Below are 19649 nucleotides of genomic sequence, written 5' to 3'. Positions count from 1 at the left end.
GATTGGCAGATTATTCTGTCATCGTAGTGTTAGTGTAAACAATCTTTCGTTCAACGATTACAGCTTGAATTGTTCCACCAGCTTCTGCAGCTTGTGAGCCAGATGTGCAAGGGAATCAGCAGAGGATGATATCTCCTGCATGGAAGCCACCTGCTCCTCCGTAGCAGCAGAGATGTTCTCCGTTCCATCGGCATTGGTTTCCGATATCGCGTGGATCTGATCAATGGATTGCACCACTTCGGCTGTACTTGCAGACATCTGTTGTGAGGCAGCTGCAATGTTCTCAAGCTGATGATTGACGACCCCAACAGCCTCACTAATCTGGGCAAAAGCTTCATCTGCAAACTGAACGGCACGAATGCCGTTGCTTACATCCTGTTGCCCGATCTGTACATTGTGATTGGCCATGGAAATCTCCTGTTGAATCGCTCCGACCATCTCTACAATCTTCTGGCCTGAAAGGCTGGATTGTTCCGCGAGCTTGCGGACCTCGCTGGCAACAACGGAGAAGCCGCGTCCATGCTCACCTGCACGAGCTGCTTCAATGGAAGCATTGAGAGCAAGCAAATTGGTCTGTGCAGCGATATCTGTAATGACAGATACCATCTCACCAATCGATGTGGAATGCTGTTCAAGTCGTCCAGCAGTATCTGCCATACCTTGCACAAAGCGACTCACGGAACTCATCTCGGATACGGCCGTCTGCATGGTGGCATTCCCTTTATCCGCGAGCTCACTTGCTTGCATGGCAGCTTCGGATACTTGCTGTGTGCTGTTCGTTACCTGTCCTACACCTCCAGCAAGCTCATTCATCTGTAGTGCCGTATGTTTCAGGCTGCTTGTTTGTTTCTCAAGTCCAGCTGCGGATTCTTCCGTGATTAAGGCGACTTGCTCTGTTGCTTTGGTTGTCTCCGATGAGTTGACTGCCAATTGTGTAGATGAGGCGGTTAACTCGTCAGCCGTGTGTCGCACGTCCTGAATAACGGTTCGCAGGGATTCGCTCATTTTATTGAAGCTGGTGCTCAGCTTGCCAAATTCATCCTGTCCCAATACAGCAACCTCGATGGTCAGATTACCATTACTAATTTCGTCAGATGCCTTCACCAAGCGGTTCAGTGGTTTGGTGATTGATTGCACAATCCAGAAAATAATGATTGAGCTTACCGCAATTGCAATCGCTACAACAATAAGTGTGGTGTATAGGATTGGACGGACAGAAGCCGTCACTTCCCCACTGTCAATGACACCAACCACGGTCCAACCCGTCGTTTCATTGGTGGAGAAAAAGGCGTGTTCCTGGTTTCCATTTAGCGTATAAGTCAGACTTCCGTTTTTCTGTGCAAAAATATCTTTATAGGGTGCCATGGTTCCTTCGGTCCCCGGTTTTTCGGTAGGATGTACAATGATTTTATTGGCATTATCAATGATATAGATATAACCCTTCTCGCCAATCTTTGTGGAATTAACGGTCTTCGAGAGGGCTTCAAGCGACAGGCTGACAGAGACAACACCATGGCCATCTGCTGAGGTCTGAGCTACCGAAGCAACAACATTGCCGGTATTGCTTGATATGTAGGGGGTGATTACGGTAGGGACATCTTTGTTCTGTGTAGCAGCCTGATACCACGGGCGTTCGCGCGGGTCATATCCTTCTTTGTTCACCGCAGTTACAGGGGAATTAATATACACACCCTGATCAGTACCGATGGAGGCAAGTTCCACGTCATCATGGGTTTCCTTATACGCGTCGAGCAAGGTACGGATGGTCTCCGTTTCGTCACCCTGATTGGGTCCGACATTGCCTGCGTCCAGCTGACTTGCCAGGAAATCAACATTTTTGCGTGTTGCACCAATGATCTGGTCAATGGTCTGGTTGAGCACCGTAACACTGCTGATCGCGTTCTCATACATTTTCTCTTCAACCTTGGCTTCGGCTGTTTGGAAAGAGATAATGCCCAGACTGATTGTTGGAATGAGTAGCACGATGGCAAATGACAAAATCAGTTTCTCTCTCATCTGCATCGTTCTCTTGGCCCCTTGTTTACGAATCTTTTTCATACACATTCCCCCTCTGTGTAACTCATCCCCATGTCTAGTGGACAAGTCCAACTGTTAAAAGATATTTCGTTCCATTCTTTCCAGAAGTTTCTGGTGCTATCGTATGACAAAATTCGAGTTTATTCAACATTTTTTATGAGTTTCACGAAATTTTTTTTCGTTTTTATAGGTATTTAGGATCACAGCTGTTCTATAAAAAGTAATCTGTCTCTCCCTTAGTGCACATCTTGTGGTATATTTCTAGATTAATGTGAAGTGAATACTGCAGATTGTGAAATCCATAACGCATGTACCTGGTCATGTTGAATACATAAAAAAGTTGTTTTCATGGAGAATGTACCTGGATGAATCTACATCCATATATATCGGTTTATGGAGACAGAAATTGGAGAGGGGTTGTACGGCAGTTGGACCAAAGTACACTACAGATATCTGGACAGGAGAACATGGAAGAGGTCCAGGATCAGGCTACATTCATGCAGGGAGTCAAAGATTGTATCCCAACCCTGCTTGGTTATTTGAGTATTGGTTTTGCAGCGGGTGTCATTGAAATGACCGCAGGTCTGAGTCTGGCGGAAACGGCACTGCTCAGCCTGATTTTATATGCAGGATCGGCTCAGTTCATTGCAGCAGGCATGCTCGCATCGAATGGGTCAGCAGTAGCGATCATATTCACCATATTTTTTGTGAATCTTCGCCATTTGCTGCTCAGCGCAGCTGTATCGCCGTATTTTCGGCATCTGACCCCGCTTAAAAATATGTGGATTGGTTCATTGCTTACGGATGAGTCTTTTGGCGTAGCGATGACACGTGCAATTGGCAGAGAAAGGCTCAGTGAACGCTGGATGCATGGTCTGAATATTACCGCGTACCTGAACTGGTTCGTGGCTAATATGGCGGGAGCATACTTTGGACGCTGGATTACCAACCCGGAACGGCTGGGTCTGGATTATGCCCTGCCAGCGATGTTTATCGGACTGGTTGTCCTGCAGTTGGTGCATCGTAAAAACAAAAAAATACACATTAATGTGGCTATTATCGCCGTGGTCTGTGTAATCTTCGCCAGCATGGCTTCACTTGGCAGCATGAGTGTCATTGTGGCTGCGGTCATTGCGGCAACGATGGGAGTGTTCATGGAACGATGGAAGTAAGATGGGATGTATTCTGGATTATTATGGGATCGGCGCTGTTAACATTTATCCCGCGTGTACTGCCACTGATGCTGTTCAGCAAGATACAGATTCCAATGTGGTTGTTACGCTGGCTGGAATATGTACCCGTAGCGGTCATGGCAGCGCTGATTGGTCAGGAACTGTTCATGTCGGACAACCAGTTAGTGCCGATTACGCAAAATGCAGCTCTGTGGGCTTCCCTGCCTACGATTGCAGTAGCGATCTGGACACGCAGTCTGCTTGGAACGGTATTGGTCGGTATTGTAGCTATGATGATTCTGCGATATTGGATCGGATAGTTGAACTAAAGAATATTTACACTAACCACTTCGATGACAGAACAACCTTCCGATCACTGTTATCCCCAGATTTTTCAATTCACTTTTATAAAGGTGGAAATCTTGTGATAAAGGCGAACGCTTCGCTTCTTCAGGTTCTTTCTGTCCTCACGTTCTCGTGTAAATGGCTAGTTCAACTTATATAGGTTGTATTGTAATATCCGGTAACTCTTTCGCAGGATCGGTTAATACTGTTCTATAGAGGACAGATAGCCTATCTGAGCGAAGGGAGCTGGATTCATGAGTGAACTGAGGCGCAAGTTGTTAATTACGGGAGCTGCCGGAGTCATTGGTCGCAGTCTGCTGGAGGGGCTGAGAGCCAAGGGTGCGTATGACATCGTTGCAGCTGATCTGCGTGAAGACGAGGAAGCTGGCATTGTAGCCATGGATGTGACAGATGGGGAACGCCTGAAGGAACTAATGCAGGGGGTTCACACCGTTCTGCACATTGCATGGGCCAAGGATGAGGAAGATTTTCTGGGCAAAGTTCTGCCGATCAACCTAACCGGAGCTTACCATGTGTATGAAGCTGCACGGTTAAACGGTGTTCAGCGGGTGATCTTTGCAAGTTCCAACCATGCGACAGGCTTCTATCCTACAGGTGAAGATATTGAAGTGGATGACCCATACCGGCCGGACAGCTTCTATGGACTTAGCAAATGTTATATCGAACTGCTGGGACGTTATTACGTCGACAAATATGACCTGTCCTCATTCAACATTCGGATCGGAAACTTCTCAGGTGATACATACCCGCACTCGGAGCGCTCGGCTCATATTTGGATCTCACCAAGGGACATGGTCCAGCTCGCTGAGTGTTGTATTGAAGCGGATTCGGATATGAAGTATCTGAATCTGTACGGGACTTCAGCGAATACAGACAATTACTATGATATTGGCTATCTGGCGCAGAAGATTGGATACCGCCCACAGGATGATGCAGCCGAGTTGTGGGAAGAGGCAAAGCTTAGAGGCGTACCCGACAAACAGGATGAGACAGCCTATCAGGGCGGAGGCCATGTGGAGAAAGAACCAAAGGATTCATAGATGGGTATCTATATAAGATGAATTAATCATTTATACGATAACGGAGAGGGCAGAAAAAACCTGAAAAAGCGAAGCGTTCGCCTTTATCCTCGGATTTTTCCCTTCGGAAAAGGGAATCAAAAAAATCTGGGGATAACAGCGATTGGAAGGTTGTTCTGTCATCGTAGTGTCAGTGTAAATATATGTAGTTCAACTTATATAGTGATGAAAACGCTATTTTCTATTGTGGCCGAAAGGGATAAAATGGAGACTGAGGTGTTCAGTGTTTCCATTTTGCACAAGAGGAAGGAACGATTTCAATCATGAGTACTAGTCCATCCGTTATATTGTTTCAGGGAGACTCGATTACAGATGGGGGAAGATCACGCAATGATGATCCGAATCATTTTCTCGGACACGGATATGCGTATCTGATCTCCAGCAAACTGGGTATGGAACTGGCGGGCAAGCAAAAGACCTTCTATAACAGGGGCATCAGCGGGGATCGAGCATCCGATCTGTACGCACGCTGGAATGAGGATACAATTAGTCTGAAACCGGACCTGATCAGCATCCTGATTGGGGTTAATGATGCATGGCGCACGATGAATGGTGAACCTAGCGGGGTAACGGATCGTTTCGGACGGGCGTATCGCCATTTGCTCGAAGAGACTCGGGAAGTGATGCCGGATACGGGGCTGATTTTGATGGAGCCGTTTATTCTGAGAACCGGAGCGACCGCGGAGAAATGGGAAGCCTGGGAAGAGTATATCGGTCAATATCAGAAACTGGCCCAAGGTCTTGCTGAAGAATTTGGAGCTGTGTGGGTGCCATTACAGCAGACGTTTAATGACGCTCTGAAGCAGGCGGATGCAGCGTACTGGTTATGGGATGGCGTACATCCAACTGCGGCAGGTCATGAGCTGATTGCACGTCAATGGTTGTCTGTTGTACAGAATTCTTCGCTTGCAATTGTGTAACATAAACAACAGCGGACAGTTGCGATATGGGCAACAGCATTATAGGTATACAGGATTAGTTGAGGATATAAGATAGTTAAGAATATGAGATAGCCATAAAAAGCCTGTGGTGACAGGCAGAATGTAACGGAGAACCTGACGAAGGTTCTTCGTTTTTTTGTGTTGGGAAGGAGAAGGGCGTAACGTCGTGGAAAGGGTTCTAATGGATAATTCTTCAAAAGTGCTATCATATCCGGTAAAATGAAATCGATTACATTGTAATATTGATATGACAATCCATTAACGAAGAGTGGTGAATCCAGTGGAAGATTCCATTCACGAAGTCGAAAATGAAAATATAAACCAATGTGGAAATGAGAGCAGAGCATTGAGATCCTTAAGTGCCGACAGACTCTTAGAGAAGTTATCCCGGCCTGAATTGGCTACGTTATACACAGACTTGAAGGCTTACGCTGAACGTGCCTTGAAAGAACCGATGCCTTCCTTGTCGTTCCGTCTATATCGACAGTTCAGTGATACGGGTGAGCGCAAAGCCTATGAAGAGGCTTATTTCGATCGAAGAGGCAGACTTGCTGCTGTGGCGATGCTCGCCTTGGACACGGCTAGGCCGGATGCACTGCTAGCGCTGGAAGAAATGTTGTGGGACGTGTGTGGTGAGTATACGTGGTGTTTGCCCGCGCATCTGGGTACGGGGGAGATCAACCAGGTGGATGGAAACATCGATCTGTTCGCCGCAGAGACGGTACATATGCTGGCCGAGATTGTGAACATTCACACCGAGCGACTGGATCCCCTTGTCATAGAGCGGGTTAGGTCTGAAGCAGAGCGGCGAATTTTCAAACCGCTTTACCGGGAGCAACGGAAGTTCCACTGGCAGACAGCGGATCACAACTGGTCGGCGGTCTGTGGTGGGTGCTGTGGCATGGCTGCATTGTTGCTGCTCGAGGATGAGTTCACACTACAGGAATCGATCTCCCATACGGTCAGCTGTATGAACGCATTCTTGAGCGGATATGGCGAGGATGGCGGCTGTGCCGAAGGCATTGGATATTGGGTATATGGCTTTGGTTATTTCACCTATTATGCCGAGATGCTTCGTGAGTACAGTGAGGGCGAACTAGATCTGCTGGCGGGTCCCAAAATCGCAGACATCGCGGCTTTTCCGCTGCGAGTTCATCTGTCGGGCGGCACATATGTGAATTATTCGGACAGTGCCGAGCAGGAAGAGATCCCTTCTGGATTACTCTCCCTACTCGCGTCCCGGGTTGGGTTGCAGATAGATCTTCCGTTTCATATTCCACTGCTTACTGATGATCCATGTCATCGCTGGGCTCATCTATTGCGGAACGTGATGTGGAGCGATCCGGCAGTATACGGTGATGAAGGTGCCTCTGGGCAGGCTGAACGTGGGTTCGTTTTTCAAAATCTGGGCTGGATGATTGCAAAAGGCTCGCTCGATTCTCCGGATACAAAACGTACAAACGGCGCACCCCTTCATGTGGCTATTTCCATTAAAGGCGGGCATAACGATGAACCTCACAACCATAATGATCTGGGACAGTTCATTATCCATTGCGGTGGTGAGAATATTCTGTGTGATCCAGGAGCAGGGTTGTATACCCAAGCGTATTTTGCACCAGGCAGAGAGCAGTTGTTACACATCTCATCATCCGGGCATAACGTTCCGCTCATTGAAGGCCAGGAGCAAAGCTCGGGCCGGCAAGCGCAAGCCCATGTGTTAGAGGCAAAGCTGGCAGAGGGTGGCTGTGAGCTGAATGCAACAATGGATCTAACATCCGCATACTCTGGAGCTGCTTCACTGGCTCGTTATACGCGCCAATTTCATTGGAAGATGGCTGCTGACGGTAGCGGGAATGGAGCGGAATTGCGTCTGATTGACCGTTTTCAATGGAAGAGCAGGATTATGCCTTCGGCTAAACGATCATCTTCGGTGGACGATTCAGTTTCACATGCAGAGTGTTCAAGTGTTGTGGAGCGATGGATGAGCAGAGTAAAACCTGAGGTGGTGAAGAGCGGTAATCTTCGCTGGCAAGGCATACATGGAACGGTCCATATGATGTATGATGCGAACCAGTGGCAGGTCTTTACGGAGGCAATAGACACAGTTGATCATGATAATGTTCCGGTCACATTCTATCGGACGTCACTATCATGGACAGGTGTGATTGATGAGACGGATGTTTGCATAGAAAGTTCTGAGCTGATTGAAACGGTATGTGAGGTACGCTTCATCATTGAACCGAAAATGGGAGAAACCGAGGTGAGCATGCATGAGTAAATATACATCCGCGTCCACGTATCCATGGAAAGATGAACTCGAACATTACCGCACATTGGCAGAACAAGCGGGCCCCCCTCCGGCAGACGGCTGGAATAGGGAGCGCAAGTTGGCACTTGTTGAGAGTGTTGTTCGCGCTTACACACCTTATCAGGACAGCCAGGGTGCAATTATCGACCCGTTCTCGGGTGTGGAGAGATATTATTCTACACCAGCCTATGCGATGGCTGCGGCGGTTCTGGTTGACGCAGGGCGTACAGATCTGCTCCAATCCGCAGCGGCAGCCCTGTCACAGAGCATTGATGCCGTGGTCAAACGTAGTGCACCTGACAATCACCCTGATTTTTTTCCTGTACTCATGATGAGAGCTTATATGTTGTTGAAGTCACATCTGCCTGAACAAGCACAGATCTGGGCTGAGGCACTCAAGACGATCCATCCTGAACAAGATTATGTATTTACGATGAGCAACATGAACAACCCCAATCGGATGATTAACTGGAATGCCATTATGATCTCTGGCGAATATCTGCGGTGGCATGAACAGCTGGCGAGTGAGGATACAACGTGGATGGATCGTTATCTGGAAGCCTATCATGTGCCCCGATTTACAGCACTCGGATTGTATCAGGATGGACCGCTGGATCGTCCGAATTGTCCATTTTCCTATGATATTGCTACCCGTTATCACCTTGGGGTGATGCTTGAAGCTGGTTACGAAGGTGCCACTGCCGACAGGTTGCGTGAGCAGCTGCGCCATGGTGCCTTCAGCTCGCTACTGACGCTCTCGCCGCTAGGTGAGATTCCGCCGCGTGGTCGCAGCTCCCAGCACCAGTGGAATGAAGCAGCCGCAGCTTATGTATGCTCCACACATGCAACGCAGGCTCTGGAGGCGGGAGATCCGGTGATGGCGGGTGCTTTTGCACGTGCGGCCAATCGGTGTTTTGCTGCTGTTGAGCGCTGGAAGATGGATGATGGACGTTTGAAAATCGTGCGCAATGAATACTCGCCAGAAGATCGGCACGGGTATGAAATCTATACCAACCACACCTGTTACAACCTGTGGACGGCAGCAGCGCTGGCTCACGCTTGTCTCAGTGATCCGGGAGACGATGTGGGCGAAGTGTACCTTCCTTCCGAGGTGGGCAGCCGGGTTTTGCAGACCGATGGGTGGTTCGAAACCGTGATTGCTTCCATACCTGGTCAGCAACTGGTACTACACACGGCGATGAATGATCCGTATACGATCCCTGGTTTGGTACGGATTCAGCAGATGGGGTTACCTGGTCTGATTGGTCCGTCCGCTGCCAGCCATGTGCAGGCCGGGTTTACGGAATTTGCCGAAGGGGAGGTCCGTCCGCTCAGCTACTGTCCTGCCTGGAAGACACCAGATGGGGTATGGCACAGTCTTGCAGAGGGGATTCCATCCGGTGGTGCATATGATCGTGACGTTGGATTAGACCCGGCTCAGGGAGGAGGGTCTATAGTGTATGAGAAGGTGGACTATGATACGCGGAATCAAGTGGAGCAGCATCTGGCGGAAAGAGCGGCGGAAGATGTGGTAAACGCCTCGGAAAATTCTTTTGCCGTGACATGGGTTGGTCCATTACCCGGAATTGAAACATTGCGTACTCATTATGTGCAACAGGCAGACTTGCTGACCATAACGTATGAATTCGAAGGTGAGATCGCGGCGGCAGGTGCACTCATTCCGTTGATGTTCCATGATGGTCGTGAACAGGCGGTGATTACGCATGCGGATCAACGTGTACGAACGGAGTATCGCGGGGCATATGTAGAATCTGCAGCGCTGGATCAGGGAGCCATTATTCATCTGGAGGAACAGGCTGTGGCTTCACGTAATGGGTTGCTGAAGGAAGCGCGGATTGAAGTAAACGGAGCACGTAGTCTGTCATTTACGATCCGATTGGGCGAGGTTACGCATGAAGGCGAAGGCGTTTAGGTCGAGGCTCATTAGATCTCCAAACATCTCAAAACAGCTCGAAGCATAGTTAAAAGTGTTATTCGTGGATGATTAGTGATATTTATCGGATAGATATTGCAGTTACGGCATACGACGCTATAGATAAGTTGAGGATGAGCTGGAGCATCAAGCATAGGTGTCTGGTATTGAATCGAGGAGGGATATGTTCATGAACACATCAACATCGGTAAAATGGCTCGAGGAAGCGTGGCAACAGGGTGCTGCCAAAACGATTCGGAACGCAAAGCGGATCAAGGATACATTTCCACACATTGCCCCGCAGGGGACGTATGACCGGAATGATCCGGAATGGTGGACAGCAGGTTTCTGGCCTGGATTGTTATGGCTGGTCTATGAGGATGCGCCGGAAAGTGAAGCGGTCGCTCCGTTACATCGCATTGCCGAAAGCTGTGAGCGGCAACTGGAAGGTTGTCTGCGTGATCCCGAATCGGTGGATCACGATCTGGGGTTCATCTGGCTGCTTAGTGGCGTAGCCAACTATCGCCAGACGGGCAGCATGGATGGACGGCGGCGTGGCATGCTTGCCGCCAACTTGCTCGCTGCCCGGTTCCACGTGCGCGGTGAGTTCATCCGCGCCTGGAACTTCAGCTCGTCAGCAATGGATACGCGCGGCGTAGCCATCATTGACAGCATGATGAACCTGCCGCTGCTCTACTGGGCATCCGAGCAGAGCGGCGATCCTCGCTTCCGCTGGCTGGCGGAAGCACATGCGGACACCGTGGCGCGCGAATTCATCCGCGCTGACAGGTCCATCTGCCACGTGGTGGAGTTTGATCCACACACGGGGCAGAAGTTGCGTGAGCATGGCGGACAGGGCCATGCTCCAGGTTCCGCCTGGGCGCGGGGCACCGCCTGGGCGCTGCACGGGTTTGCGCTGTCTTTCCGGTATACGGGCGAAGCCCGATATCTGGAGACAGCGGAGCGTGCGGCCGATTTCTTCCTCGCCATGCTTGGCGAAGAGATCGTGCCGGTGTGGGATTTCCGCGCACCTGCGGAGCATCAGGTGGCGTGGGACTCGTCCGCTGCGGCGATTGCCGCGAGCGGGTTGCTCGAGCTGGCGAAGCTGTCGCCACGCGGGGAAACCTATGCCGCCGCGGGAGAGCGTATCGTCCGCGGCTTGCATGAGCACTATAGCTCTGGCGACTCGGCAGCGGAAGAAGGTCTGATCATGCAGGGAACGGTGCATTACCCGGAAGGGCGAGGGCTGAATGTGCCGATTATATACGGCGATTATTTCTATATGGAAGCGTTGGCGAAGCTGCGTGGATATGCGGGGTTATTTTAAAAAAGAATTGAGTGCTATGAACAAGAGGAACTGAAGGTGAGAACGGATCAGTATGGTTGTGTTCGTGTTATACGTTATATATTCAGTATGTAATTGTCAGTAACATCATTAGCAAACCATCATCACCTGTCCGCATAAGGCTGTCTCTAGGATTAGGAACGATATTCCTTCTATTGGAGACGTAGTATATCTAAGTTTGAGCTTTGAATAGACAAATCAAGGTAAGCGGACAGGCGGATGGCTCTACTGAAAGAATCGATTTTCACTTCGAAGGCGTACGTCTCAGGATGACAAAGTCGGCAGAAGATTGATCAGGATAACGTTGCGGAATAATCTCATGAACTTTGAAATCAGGGTAGTCGAAGAGATATTCGAACAGATTACGGTCCTGGATTGTATCAATCCCCGGGTTGCCGTTTTCTTTCAAACGGGTGTAAAGCACCACCCATGCTGTTGAGGAGTGCAGAATATCATAGAGGGTATTGCGAAAATCTGTTTCATCCGTGATGTGATATAACACATCCAGACAGACCGTCAGATCGGCTTGCAGGAAACCTCGGTTAATCCATAGGCCTGGTGTATACAGCATGAAGCTCTTGGACGAATCCTTGGCAAATTGGGAAGCACAACGCTTTACTGAAGAAGCCGCTACATCCACGCCCAGGTAGTCCTCATAATTCATGTATTGCAACTGGTTGCCATCCCCACACCCAAACTCAATGACACGATGAATACCTTCACGTTGAATCAGTCCGTTCACGACCTCGGCCTTAAATTCAGCCAAAACCCCGTATGAACCCCTCCCGGAAGTTTCACCCGAACGATATGTTTCCTCCCAATACCCGATGTAATCAAAAGGCTGATGCATTATGTTTCCTCCAATCCTGTTAAAAGAAGTTCAAGACAGTCAATATACATAGGTATGCGTAATATACGCAGGTATGATCAGTTGAAACAGGAATAGAAGATAAATTAATTTCCATAGAATTCCCTGAAAATTTCCTGAAAGTCTAAACATCTGGAAAGGACTTGCCGACATAAAACATAAGGAAAAAAATGATGATAATCGGGGGGAAATGATGTTAAAGCCAAGATTGACCAAGTACATGGTGATGATGCTGGTGTTGATGCTGAGTATTTCCAACGTAGGCTTGGCCGCTGCGGCAGATAAAGAACTGTCCAAAATTGTGGTTTCCAAGAATGAGATGTCGCTCGAAGTTGGTGATTCCAGTTCCGTTACGGTGACAGGTGTATATTCTGATAATACGTCGGCAAACGTAACGATCAGTTCATCCTGGAGTACCAGTGATGCTTCGATAGCAACTGTATATAATGGCGCAATTACAGCCAAAAAAGAAGGTACAGCGACGATTACCGCAGCTTACCAGGGTCAGAGTCAGACCGTTCAAGTGAAAGTGACGAAGAAAGTCAAAGCCCTTTCGAAAAACGTGCAAAGTCTGGATTTGCGCACGGGAGATACAAAAGAAATTATTTTGACAGCAACGTATAGTGATAATGAAACAAATAATGCAGCAGCAAGTACCGCAGAATGGTCTACCAGTGATGAGAAGGTTGCTACCGTTGTGAATGGTAAAGTAACTGGACAAAGCGCAGGTACGGCAGTTATTACTGCGAAAGTTGGCAGCCAGAGCGTGACGGTGGATGTTAACGTTGAAGTGGTTAAACGTGTAGATGTAGATAAACAGCAGGTTAACCTGTTGTTGAACAAAAGTGAAAGTGTGAAAGTGACGGCTACGTATCCAGATGGCACAACCAAAGATGTAACGGATCTGGCGGAGTGGACATCCAGCAATGAGAAGGTCGCAGACGTTCTTAAAGGCGAAATTACAGGATACTCGGCAGGTTCTGCCAAGATCACAGCCAAATACGGTACGAAATCCGTTTCCGTTGACGTGGATGTAGATCTGACCAGCAAGCTGAGTGTGGAGAAACAAAGTATTTTCTTCCGTTTGAGTGAGACAACCAAAACGGCTAATGTCGTTGTAACGGCTTCTTATCCAAACAGTAGCGATGTGAATGTAACGGATCAGGCAACATGGACATCCAGCAACGAGAAAGTTGCAACGGTGTTCAAGGGACAGATCACAGCCATTAGTGCAGGTTCAACAACGATCAAAGCAACCTATAGTGGCAAAACTGTAGAAATTGCTGTGGATGTAGATACGGCAAGATATTTGGATATCAAAGATGTAAATGACAAACTCGCTATGAGTGTTACGGGTGATAACAAGTCCAAAACATTGGTAGCCAATGCAGAGTATATTGATGGAAGCACAGAAGTTGTAACTTCCAAAGCAACGTGGACTTCAAGCAATGCAGATGTTGTATATGTATCCAACGGTGATCTGATCGCATACAAATCCGGTACGGCTACGATCTCTGTAACTTATGGCGGTAAAACAGCTAAGTTTACCGTAAATGTTGACGTTCCGGACAAGTATGAAATGGATAAGAAAAAAGCATCCGTAGCTGTTGGTGGAACGACTTCTGCCAAAGTACTGGCGTTGTATGGTGAAACATCCAAAGATGTATCCGAAGATGCAACATGGAGCAGCAGCAGCGACAAAATCGCTGAGGTAGATAGCAAAGGGGTTATCACAGGTGTTGCTACAGGTAAGGCAACCATTACAGCGAAAATTGAAGGCAAAACGCTGACTCTGCCTGTTGAAGTAGGTATGGCTAGTGGACTGGAAGCAGATGTGAACTTCGTTGTTCTGTCTGCCAAAGAAACTCAGACGATCCTTCTAACAGGTACGGATGAGGACGGCAACACGTTGGATGTTACATCCGAAGCAACCTGGAAATCCAGCAATGCACGTGTAGCGGATGTGAAAAAAGGCGTGATCACGGGTAACAGCAGTGGTAAAGCCAACATCACAGCAGAATACGGCTCCAAAAAAGTGACGATCCAAGTTGAAGTGGATGTCATCTCACGTATTGAAGCTTCCGAGCCGGCTCTGTCCCTGAAATCAGGCGATACAGCTGATCTGACAGTAACTGCTATCTTGAGCGATGGTAGCGAGCGTGATGTTACGGACAAAGCTGAGTGGAAAACGAACAGTTACAAAGTAGCTCAAGTGACCAAAGGTAAAGTCAAAGCTACAGGTTCAGGTAAAGCCAAAATCACGGCCAAATACGGCAGCAAGTCTGTCACGATCGCTGTAGATGTGGATACACTGAAATATTTGCAGACGGATAAAGTAACGTTGACCATGAAACCTGGTGAAAAGGTAACTGTGGCGGCAACTGCAACGTATGCCGATGGCAGTGAAGCCAATGTATCCAAACCGGCTCTCTGGAAATCTTCCCGTATTGCAACAGCATCGGTGAAAGATGGAGTTATTCAGGCGAACGGTAAAGGTAAAGCAACGATTACGGTGACATTTGCAGGTATGAAAACCAAAGTCACGGTAGTGGTTGAAGCGAAGTAATTGCTTTTCCAAATGTGAGCGTGAAACACACAAATAAAAACGGTGATGCCAGCTAATAGCTGGTATCACCGTTTTTGGTCTATAAACTAAAGTGTGGTCTTCATACGCTAACGAATCTGAAACGTCTTATTCAGGGATCGTTCCCTGCACGTTCTACTACTACATCGTGTGAGACAGTACCAGCGCACCATAGGCAAAAGCGATCACGATTAGAATGGCTGGATGCAGCTTGGTCTTGGTCATGACCCAGAGCGAGATGCCTGCAATGATCAATGTCTGCCAGATGCCGATGGAATCGGTGGATAGCTGGCCGAATTCCCATGTGAGCAGAATCATGAGTACAGCGATAACCGGCTGCACGAGTAGGGTCATACCTTTGACTTTTGGTGACGTGCGATGTTTGTTCAACAGACGAAGTAATAAAATTAATGCGGTTGCGGAAGGTACGATCGTGGCAAAACTTGCGATAAATGCCCCAAACCAGCCTGCCACGTGATACCCGACAAATGCAGCGATTTTGGTTGCAATTGGGCCGGGAAGGGCATTACCAATCGCCAGTACATCCCCGAATTGCTCTGTGGTCATCCATTGGTAATGGTTCACAATCTCTTCCTGCATTAGTGGGATGGAAGCTGGACCGCCCCCATATCCCAAGATGTTCGCTACAAAAAATCCCCAAAATAATTCCCACCATGTCTGGAGCATCCTTAGGACACCCCCTTATCGGACTTGCCTTTGGATTTGAAGCGCTGGACTAGCTCCAGATGGAAGACACCATATCCAAGGAAAACAGCGATCACAATCCCCGGATGGATATCCAGAAGCTGCAACAATACAAAGGCAATCACGCCGAATAGGGCGGCAAAAACTTTACCGAGTCCCTTCCAGGCTTTCATGGCAAATTCATAAGCCATCATGCCCAGCATGACAAAAATGACCGGCCGCACGGCGGCTACCATGCCTGCTACCACTTTTGACTCGCGCAGCGCGTACATGGAACCGAGCAGAGCAATAATGGCAATGCTTGTCGGCAAAATATGAGCGAGTACGGACACAATCGCGCCCAGCACACCTTTGGTTTTATAACCGAGATATGCGGCCATTTTGGTCGCGATGGGACCCGGCAGGGCGTTGGCGATAGCCAAAATCTCGCCGAACTCCTCATCACTGACCCATTTGTAGCGCGTAACGGCTTCGTAACGGATTAACGGGATCACCGAAGGGCCACCGCCATATCCGAGAATTCCGGTTCGTACCATTCCGATGACGAGACCGTTGTAATCTTTCCAACCCATGCTGATTTCCTCCTAGAGTCTCATGCCCATCCGGCTTTTATAACGTTTCAACAATAGCTGTGATTCCACTTTGACGATACCTGGCATCTTATAGAGCTTCTCCAGCAAGAACTGCTCCATCTCTTCCATATCCGCAAAAATACCGTGCATGTGCAGGGTACTCGGACCTGTCATATGATAAAGGCTGGTGACGGCTGGCTCTTCGTCCAGTTTCTCAGCGACTTCATCCAGGAAGGGCGGTTCAACATCGACATTAAAAAAGGCGGAGACCTGAAGCCCAACCTTGCCAGGGTTGATCACCACGGTGAAACGTTCGATAATTCCTTTTTCGGATAACGCATTAATGCGCGCCTGAACAGCTACACGCGACAACCCAATCTGTGTACCCAGGTCCGTGTAGGATATCCGGCTGTTCTTGTGAAGCGCGGCGATGATTTTGCGATCCATCTCGTCGAGATTGTACATTTGTGGAATTTCTCCTCCTTTGGAGGAGCGTTTCTCTGACATGTTGACCATCCTTTTCTCTCGCTATATGAAATGAACAATGAAATTTTACTAAACATACAATGTGTATGTGGCATTCATAGTTTAATGACGAATCGTAACTGGAGTCAATCTATTTATCTTGATTATTGAATTTAACCGATTTTGAGCCTTCATTTTGTCATTTTGACCAATCGGAAATAAAAAAGACCACTCGCACAGTCCAATAGCGAGCAGCCGGTTAATAGGTAGCTAAAGTGAAGCGAAGAGCACGATACGAAGCATGTCCGGTTATACTTGGGCTGTCTTGGGCAGTAAAAGGGTAACTGTCGTGCCTTCGCCAGGCTCGGAAGAAACTCTCAACGTTCCTCCTGCACCACGGGCACGCTCTTCCATACTGAACAATCCAACGCCATTGCCAGCAGTTGCTTCGCTGAATCCGGCACCCTGGTCTTCAATAATAACCATCGTCATGTCCTCAGCGTCTTCTATAGTAACACGTGCCTCGGCAACATCGGCATACTTCGCGACATTCGTTAAGGCTTCCTGAATAATTCGGTAGATGGCTATCTCCCGGTTCATCTCCAGTCGTTTGCGCAAATTACATTCCAGATCAACTTCGATCCCGTAGTGACGGGTGTAATTCTCGATATACGTACGAATCGCCGGAACAACACCCAGGTCATCCAGAACGGACGGTCTCAGCTCCCATGCCATACCACGTACATCTTCCATAATACCCGTGACCTGCTTACGAAGTGCTTCAACCCCAGGTTGAGGCTGGTCTGCCAGCAGTCGGTCCATCTGAATCACCAGAGAGAAGAGACTCTGTCCAATCCCGTCATGCAGTTCACGCGAGATTCGGCGTCGTTCCTCTTCCTGAATATTCATGACCTGGGACATCATCTTCTGCAATTCGGCTTCAACGGATTTCAGCTTGGTGACCTCACTACGTACAGCCAGGTATTGATATGGCTCGCCGTCGTTATCAAGGAAAGGCACGATGGTGGTGTTGACCCAATAATGACTGCCATCTCTGGCACGATTGCGAATTTCCCCGTTCCATACCTTACCTGAGGATATCGTGTCCCACAGGTTTTTCATAAAACTTTTGCCATGGTATCCGGAATTAATGATTCGATGATCCTTACCGATCAGTTCCTCACGCTCATACTGTGAGATTTCACAGAATTTATCATTCACATATTGGATTTTCCCTTTGCGGTCCGTGAGGGCAACAATGGAGGACTCATCCAGAGCAAACTTCAGATCACTCAGTTGATGCAGGGAACCCTTCAACCTGCTGCGAAATTCATTATCCGTAATGTGATTATCGATTTCGTTCAGCAGGAGGCGTACGGGCTGGTCTGCGAGTCCACTTAGTCTGTTCTTGCGTGCACTACTCAAAGTTCAGCAACCCCTTTTTCATGGCGAACTTCACCAGTTCCGGTCGTGTACGCAGGCCAAGTTTCTCCATCAGATTGCTTTTGTGAGATTCGACCGTTTTGACACTGATGATCAGATGTTCGGCGATTTCCTTGTTGGCGTAACCTTTGGCAATCCAGGACAAAATCTCTTTCTCCCGCTCGGATAACGTGTCATACGGTCCGGCGTTTTCCTGTTTGGCTTTGTCCAGGTATTCACTCATCAGCCGTTTGGTCGCACTGGGGTACAGATAGGCGCTACCCTCTGCTACGGAACGAATCGCGGCAAGCAATTCTTCATGCGGCGCACTTTTGAGTATGTATCCGGATGCTCCTGCATGGATGGCTCGGAACAAATATTCTTCATCGTCATGCATGGTCAGTATCAAAATGGAGACATCTGGCATCAATTTCTTCAATTCAGCAGTAGCGGTCAGACCGTCTTTGCCTGGTGGCATGCTGAAATCCATCAAGACCACATCTGGCTTCAACTCTTGAGCCTTGGCAATGGCTTCATCGCCATCTGCGGCATCTCCAACGATATGTATATCATTCTTTCCTTCAAGTAAGGCGATCAGCCCGGAACGCACGACAACATGGTCGTCTACAACTAATAGTTGAATCACATGATTTCCCCCTGTCCGCTTCCTTAGTTCTATCTATATCATAACAAAAAAAGAAGCCATTCAGAGCTTTAATCTCCGAATAGCTTCTTTCTCTCTCAGCTTGTGGGATAGAAACATTGAACCTTAATGTTCTGTTTGGCCGAAACGTTCCTGAATCATATTGGCAATCTCCTGGACCTGTGCCTCCACGGCAAGAGGATCATAAGGCCAGAACCGTTCCCCATCCAGCTTAAACACTCGATTGTTCTTCACAGCGTCCAGGGATGACCAGACGGGTGATGTTTCATCCAGCGAACCTCCATTGGATAAATCGAGGAAAATATAATCACCTGCATAATCCGCCAGTTTCTCCTCGGATACAGTTACAGTATCTTTATCCTGATCAATCAGTTCCTTTTGCACAATGTCTGGTGCTTTCAGTCCGAGCTGTTGGTAGATGGCTTGTCCACCGCGGTTGACACCATCTCCGTTGATGTACCAATCCTTACCAAAGAGACTGAAGTTGGAGAAGGTCGTACCTTCCTTGACCAGCCCTTGAATGGAGTCCTTGGCTGACTTCACTTTTACTTCAAATTGGGACAACCAGTCTGCAGCTTCCTTTTGTTTGTTTAGGATTTCCCCAAAGGCAGTGATTTCCTCATGCACATTGTCGTATGTACCATAAGGGATGATGAGGGTTGGTGCGATTTTGCGATATTGCTCATTCAGCTTCTCATCCCCACCTACAGTGACGATCAGGTCGGGCTCAAGCGAAAGAATTTTTTCGACTGAACCGCCGTCGATACGACCAATGTCTGCTACACCTTCAATCAGATCAAGCACATAAGGGCTTTCCAGCTCATAATCCGGTGCGCCTACTGGCTTGACGCCAAGTGCGAGAAAATCAGCGAGGTAACCCTGCGTCACAATCCGCTGCGGGTTCGTGGGTATTTCAACGTCTCCATTAACGGTGGATATGATCTGCGTTTCTGCGGTGCTGTCTGCCGTTTGTTCTTCTGTAGTAACAGGTGAGGAAGGTTTATTTTCTCTTGTATCATCCGCTTGGCTTGAGCAGCCAATAATTCCAATCACCAGTACCAGGAACATAAGCCCAGTCCACCATTTTGATTTAACCCCTGTCATTCTGCCTCTCCCCAATCAATAATGATTATCTTTCTCAATAAAACCTCCTTAGTATCGTAGCTTTTGGATACAAGTATCGTCCAT

Annotated in this window: 16 protein-coding genes; 8 read left to right on the top strand and 8 right to left on the bottom strand. The window is 48.3% G+C overall.

Annotated features, from left to right (window positions below; genetic code table 11):
• Positions 1-57: 57 nt before the first annotated feature.
• Positions 58-2058, bottom strand: a complete 2001-nt coding sequence (locus NSQ38_RS03030) for a methyl-accepting chemotaxis protein (protein ID WP_339786977.1) — start codon at positions 2056-2058, stop codon at positions 58-60.
• Positions 2059-2504: 446 nt separating this feature from the next.
• Here NSQ38_RS03030 and NSQ38_RS03025 point away from each other — a divergent pair, with 446 nt between their 5' ends.
• The 7 genes from NSQ38_RS03025 (at position 2505) to NSQ38_RS02995 (ending at position 11163) form a co-directional block, all read left to right on the top strand.
• The gene (locus NSQ38_RS03025; protein WP_339790381.1) at positions 2505-3209 is read left to right on the top strand and encodes an AzlC family ABC transporter permease; all 705 of its coding nucleotides are present in this window, start codon (positions 2505-2507) and stop codon (positions 3207-3209) included.
• Positions 3200-3529 (top strand): AzlD domain-containing protein, encoded by a 330-nt coding sequence (locus NSQ38_RS03020; protein WP_076319591.1) that lies wholly within the window; start codon positions 3200-3202, stop codon positions 3527-3529. Before NSQ38_RS03025 ends, NSQ38_RS03020 begins: the two co-directional genes overlap by 10 nt.
• Before the next feature lie 288 nt (positions 3530-3817).
• Positions 3818-4615: an NAD(P)-dependent oxidoreductase gene (locus NSQ38_RS03015; protein WP_338594811.1), complete on the top strand. Its 798-nt coding sequence runs from the start codon at positions 3818-3820 to the stop codon at positions 4613-4615.
• A 302-nt stretch (positions 4616-4917) separates the two neighbouring features.
• Positions 4918-5574 (top strand): SGNH/GDSL hydrolase family protein, encoded by a 657-nt coding sequence (locus NSQ38_RS03010; RefSeq protein ID WP_076216567.1) that lies wholly within the window; start codon positions 4918-4920, stop codon positions 5572-5574.
• Positions 5575-5866: 292 nt separating this feature from the next.
• Positions 5867-7873 (top strand): heparinase II/III family protein, encoded by a 2007-nt coding sequence (locus NSQ38_RS03005; protein WP_339786973.1) that lies wholly within the window; start codon positions 5867-5869, stop codon positions 7871-7873.
• On the top strand, positions 7866-9836 hold the full coding sequence (locus tag NSQ38_RS03000) for a glycosyl hydrolase (protein ID WP_339786970.1): 1971 nt from the start codon (positions 7866-7868) through the stop codon (positions 9834-9836). The genes NSQ38_RS03005 and NSQ38_RS03000 overlap by 8 nt, the downstream gene beginning before the upstream one ends.
• Before the next feature lie 190 nt (positions 9837-10026).
• A complete protein-coding gene (locus NSQ38_RS02995; RefSeq protein ID WP_339786966.1) occupies positions 10027-11163 on the top strand; it encodes a glycoside hydrolase family 88 protein in 1137 nt (378 codons plus the stop codon).
• A gap of 262 nt (positions 11164-11425) precedes the next feature.
• Here the strand turns inward: NSQ38_RS02995 and NSQ38_RS02990 are convergent, their stop codons facing one another.
• Positions 11426-12031, bottom strand: coding sequence for a class I SAM-dependent methyltransferase (locus NSQ38_RS02990; RefSeq protein WP_036616541.1), 606 nt, complete (start codon positions 12029-12031; stop codon positions 11426-11428).
• A gap of 226 nt (positions 12032-12257) precedes the next feature.
• Here NSQ38_RS02990 and NSQ38_RS02985 point away from each other — a divergent pair, with 226 nt between their 5' ends.
• Complete coding sequence (locus NSQ38_RS02985; RefSeq protein WP_339786963.1) at positions 12258-14615, top strand: Ig-like domain-containing protein; 2358 nt, start codon at positions 12258-12260, stop codon at positions 14613-14615.
• A 159-nt stretch (positions 14616-14774) separates the two neighbouring features.
• Here NSQ38_RS02985 and NSQ38_RS02980 read toward each other — a convergent pair whose 3' ends face one another.
• From NSQ38_RS02980 to NSQ38_RS02955, 6 genes are all read right to left on the bottom strand, one after another.
• The gene (locus tag NSQ38_RS02980) at positions 14775-15320 is read right to left on the bottom strand and encodes a chromate transporter (RefSeq protein WP_145152194.1); all 546 of its coding nucleotides are present in this window, start codon (positions 15318-15320) and stop codon (positions 14775-14777) included.
• Between the two features lie 2 nt (positions 15321-15322).
• Complete coding sequence (locus tag NSQ38_RS02975; RefSeq protein ID WP_074093159.1) at positions 15323-15910, bottom strand: chromate transporter; 588 nt, start codon at positions 15908-15910, stop codon at positions 15323-15325.
• Between the two features lie 12 nt (positions 15911-15922).
• Positions 15923-16417: an Lrp/AsnC family transcriptional regulator gene (locus NSQ38_RS02970; protein ID WP_062837151.1), complete on the bottom strand. Its 495-nt coding sequence runs from the start codon at positions 16415-16417 to the stop codon at positions 15923-15925.
• 267 nt (positions 16418-16684) lie between these two features.
• Positions 16685-17800 carry a PAS domain-containing protein gene (locus NSQ38_RS02965; RefSeq protein WP_338590209.1) on the bottom strand — a complete coding sequence of 372 codons (1116 nt, stop codon included), beginning with the start codon at positions 17798-17800 and terminating at the stop codon, positions 16685-16687.
• The gene (locus NSQ38_RS02960) at positions 17793-18443 is read right to left on the bottom strand and encodes a response regulator transcription factor (RefSeq protein ID WP_017691068.1); all 651 of its coding nucleotides are present in this window, start codon (positions 18441-18443) and stop codon (positions 17793-17795) included. Before NSQ38_RS02960 ends, NSQ38_RS02965 begins: the two co-directional genes overlap by 8 nt.
• A gap of 123 nt (positions 18444-18566) precedes the next feature.
• Complete coding sequence (locus NSQ38_RS02955) at positions 18567-19565, bottom strand: ABC transporter substrate-binding protein (protein ID WP_339786960.1); 999 nt, start codon at positions 19563-19565, stop codon at positions 18567-18569.
• Between the last annotated feature and the right edge of the window lie 84 nt (positions 19566-19649).

Source organism: Paenibacillus sp. FSL R7-0313, assembly GCF_037969885.1.
Classification (GTDB): Bacteria; Bacillota; Bacilli; order Paenibacillales; family Paenibacillaceae; genus Paenibacillus.
The sequence above is the reverse complement of the archived record's forward strand: the minus strand, read 5'-3'. Positions and strand labels throughout refer to the sequence as shown.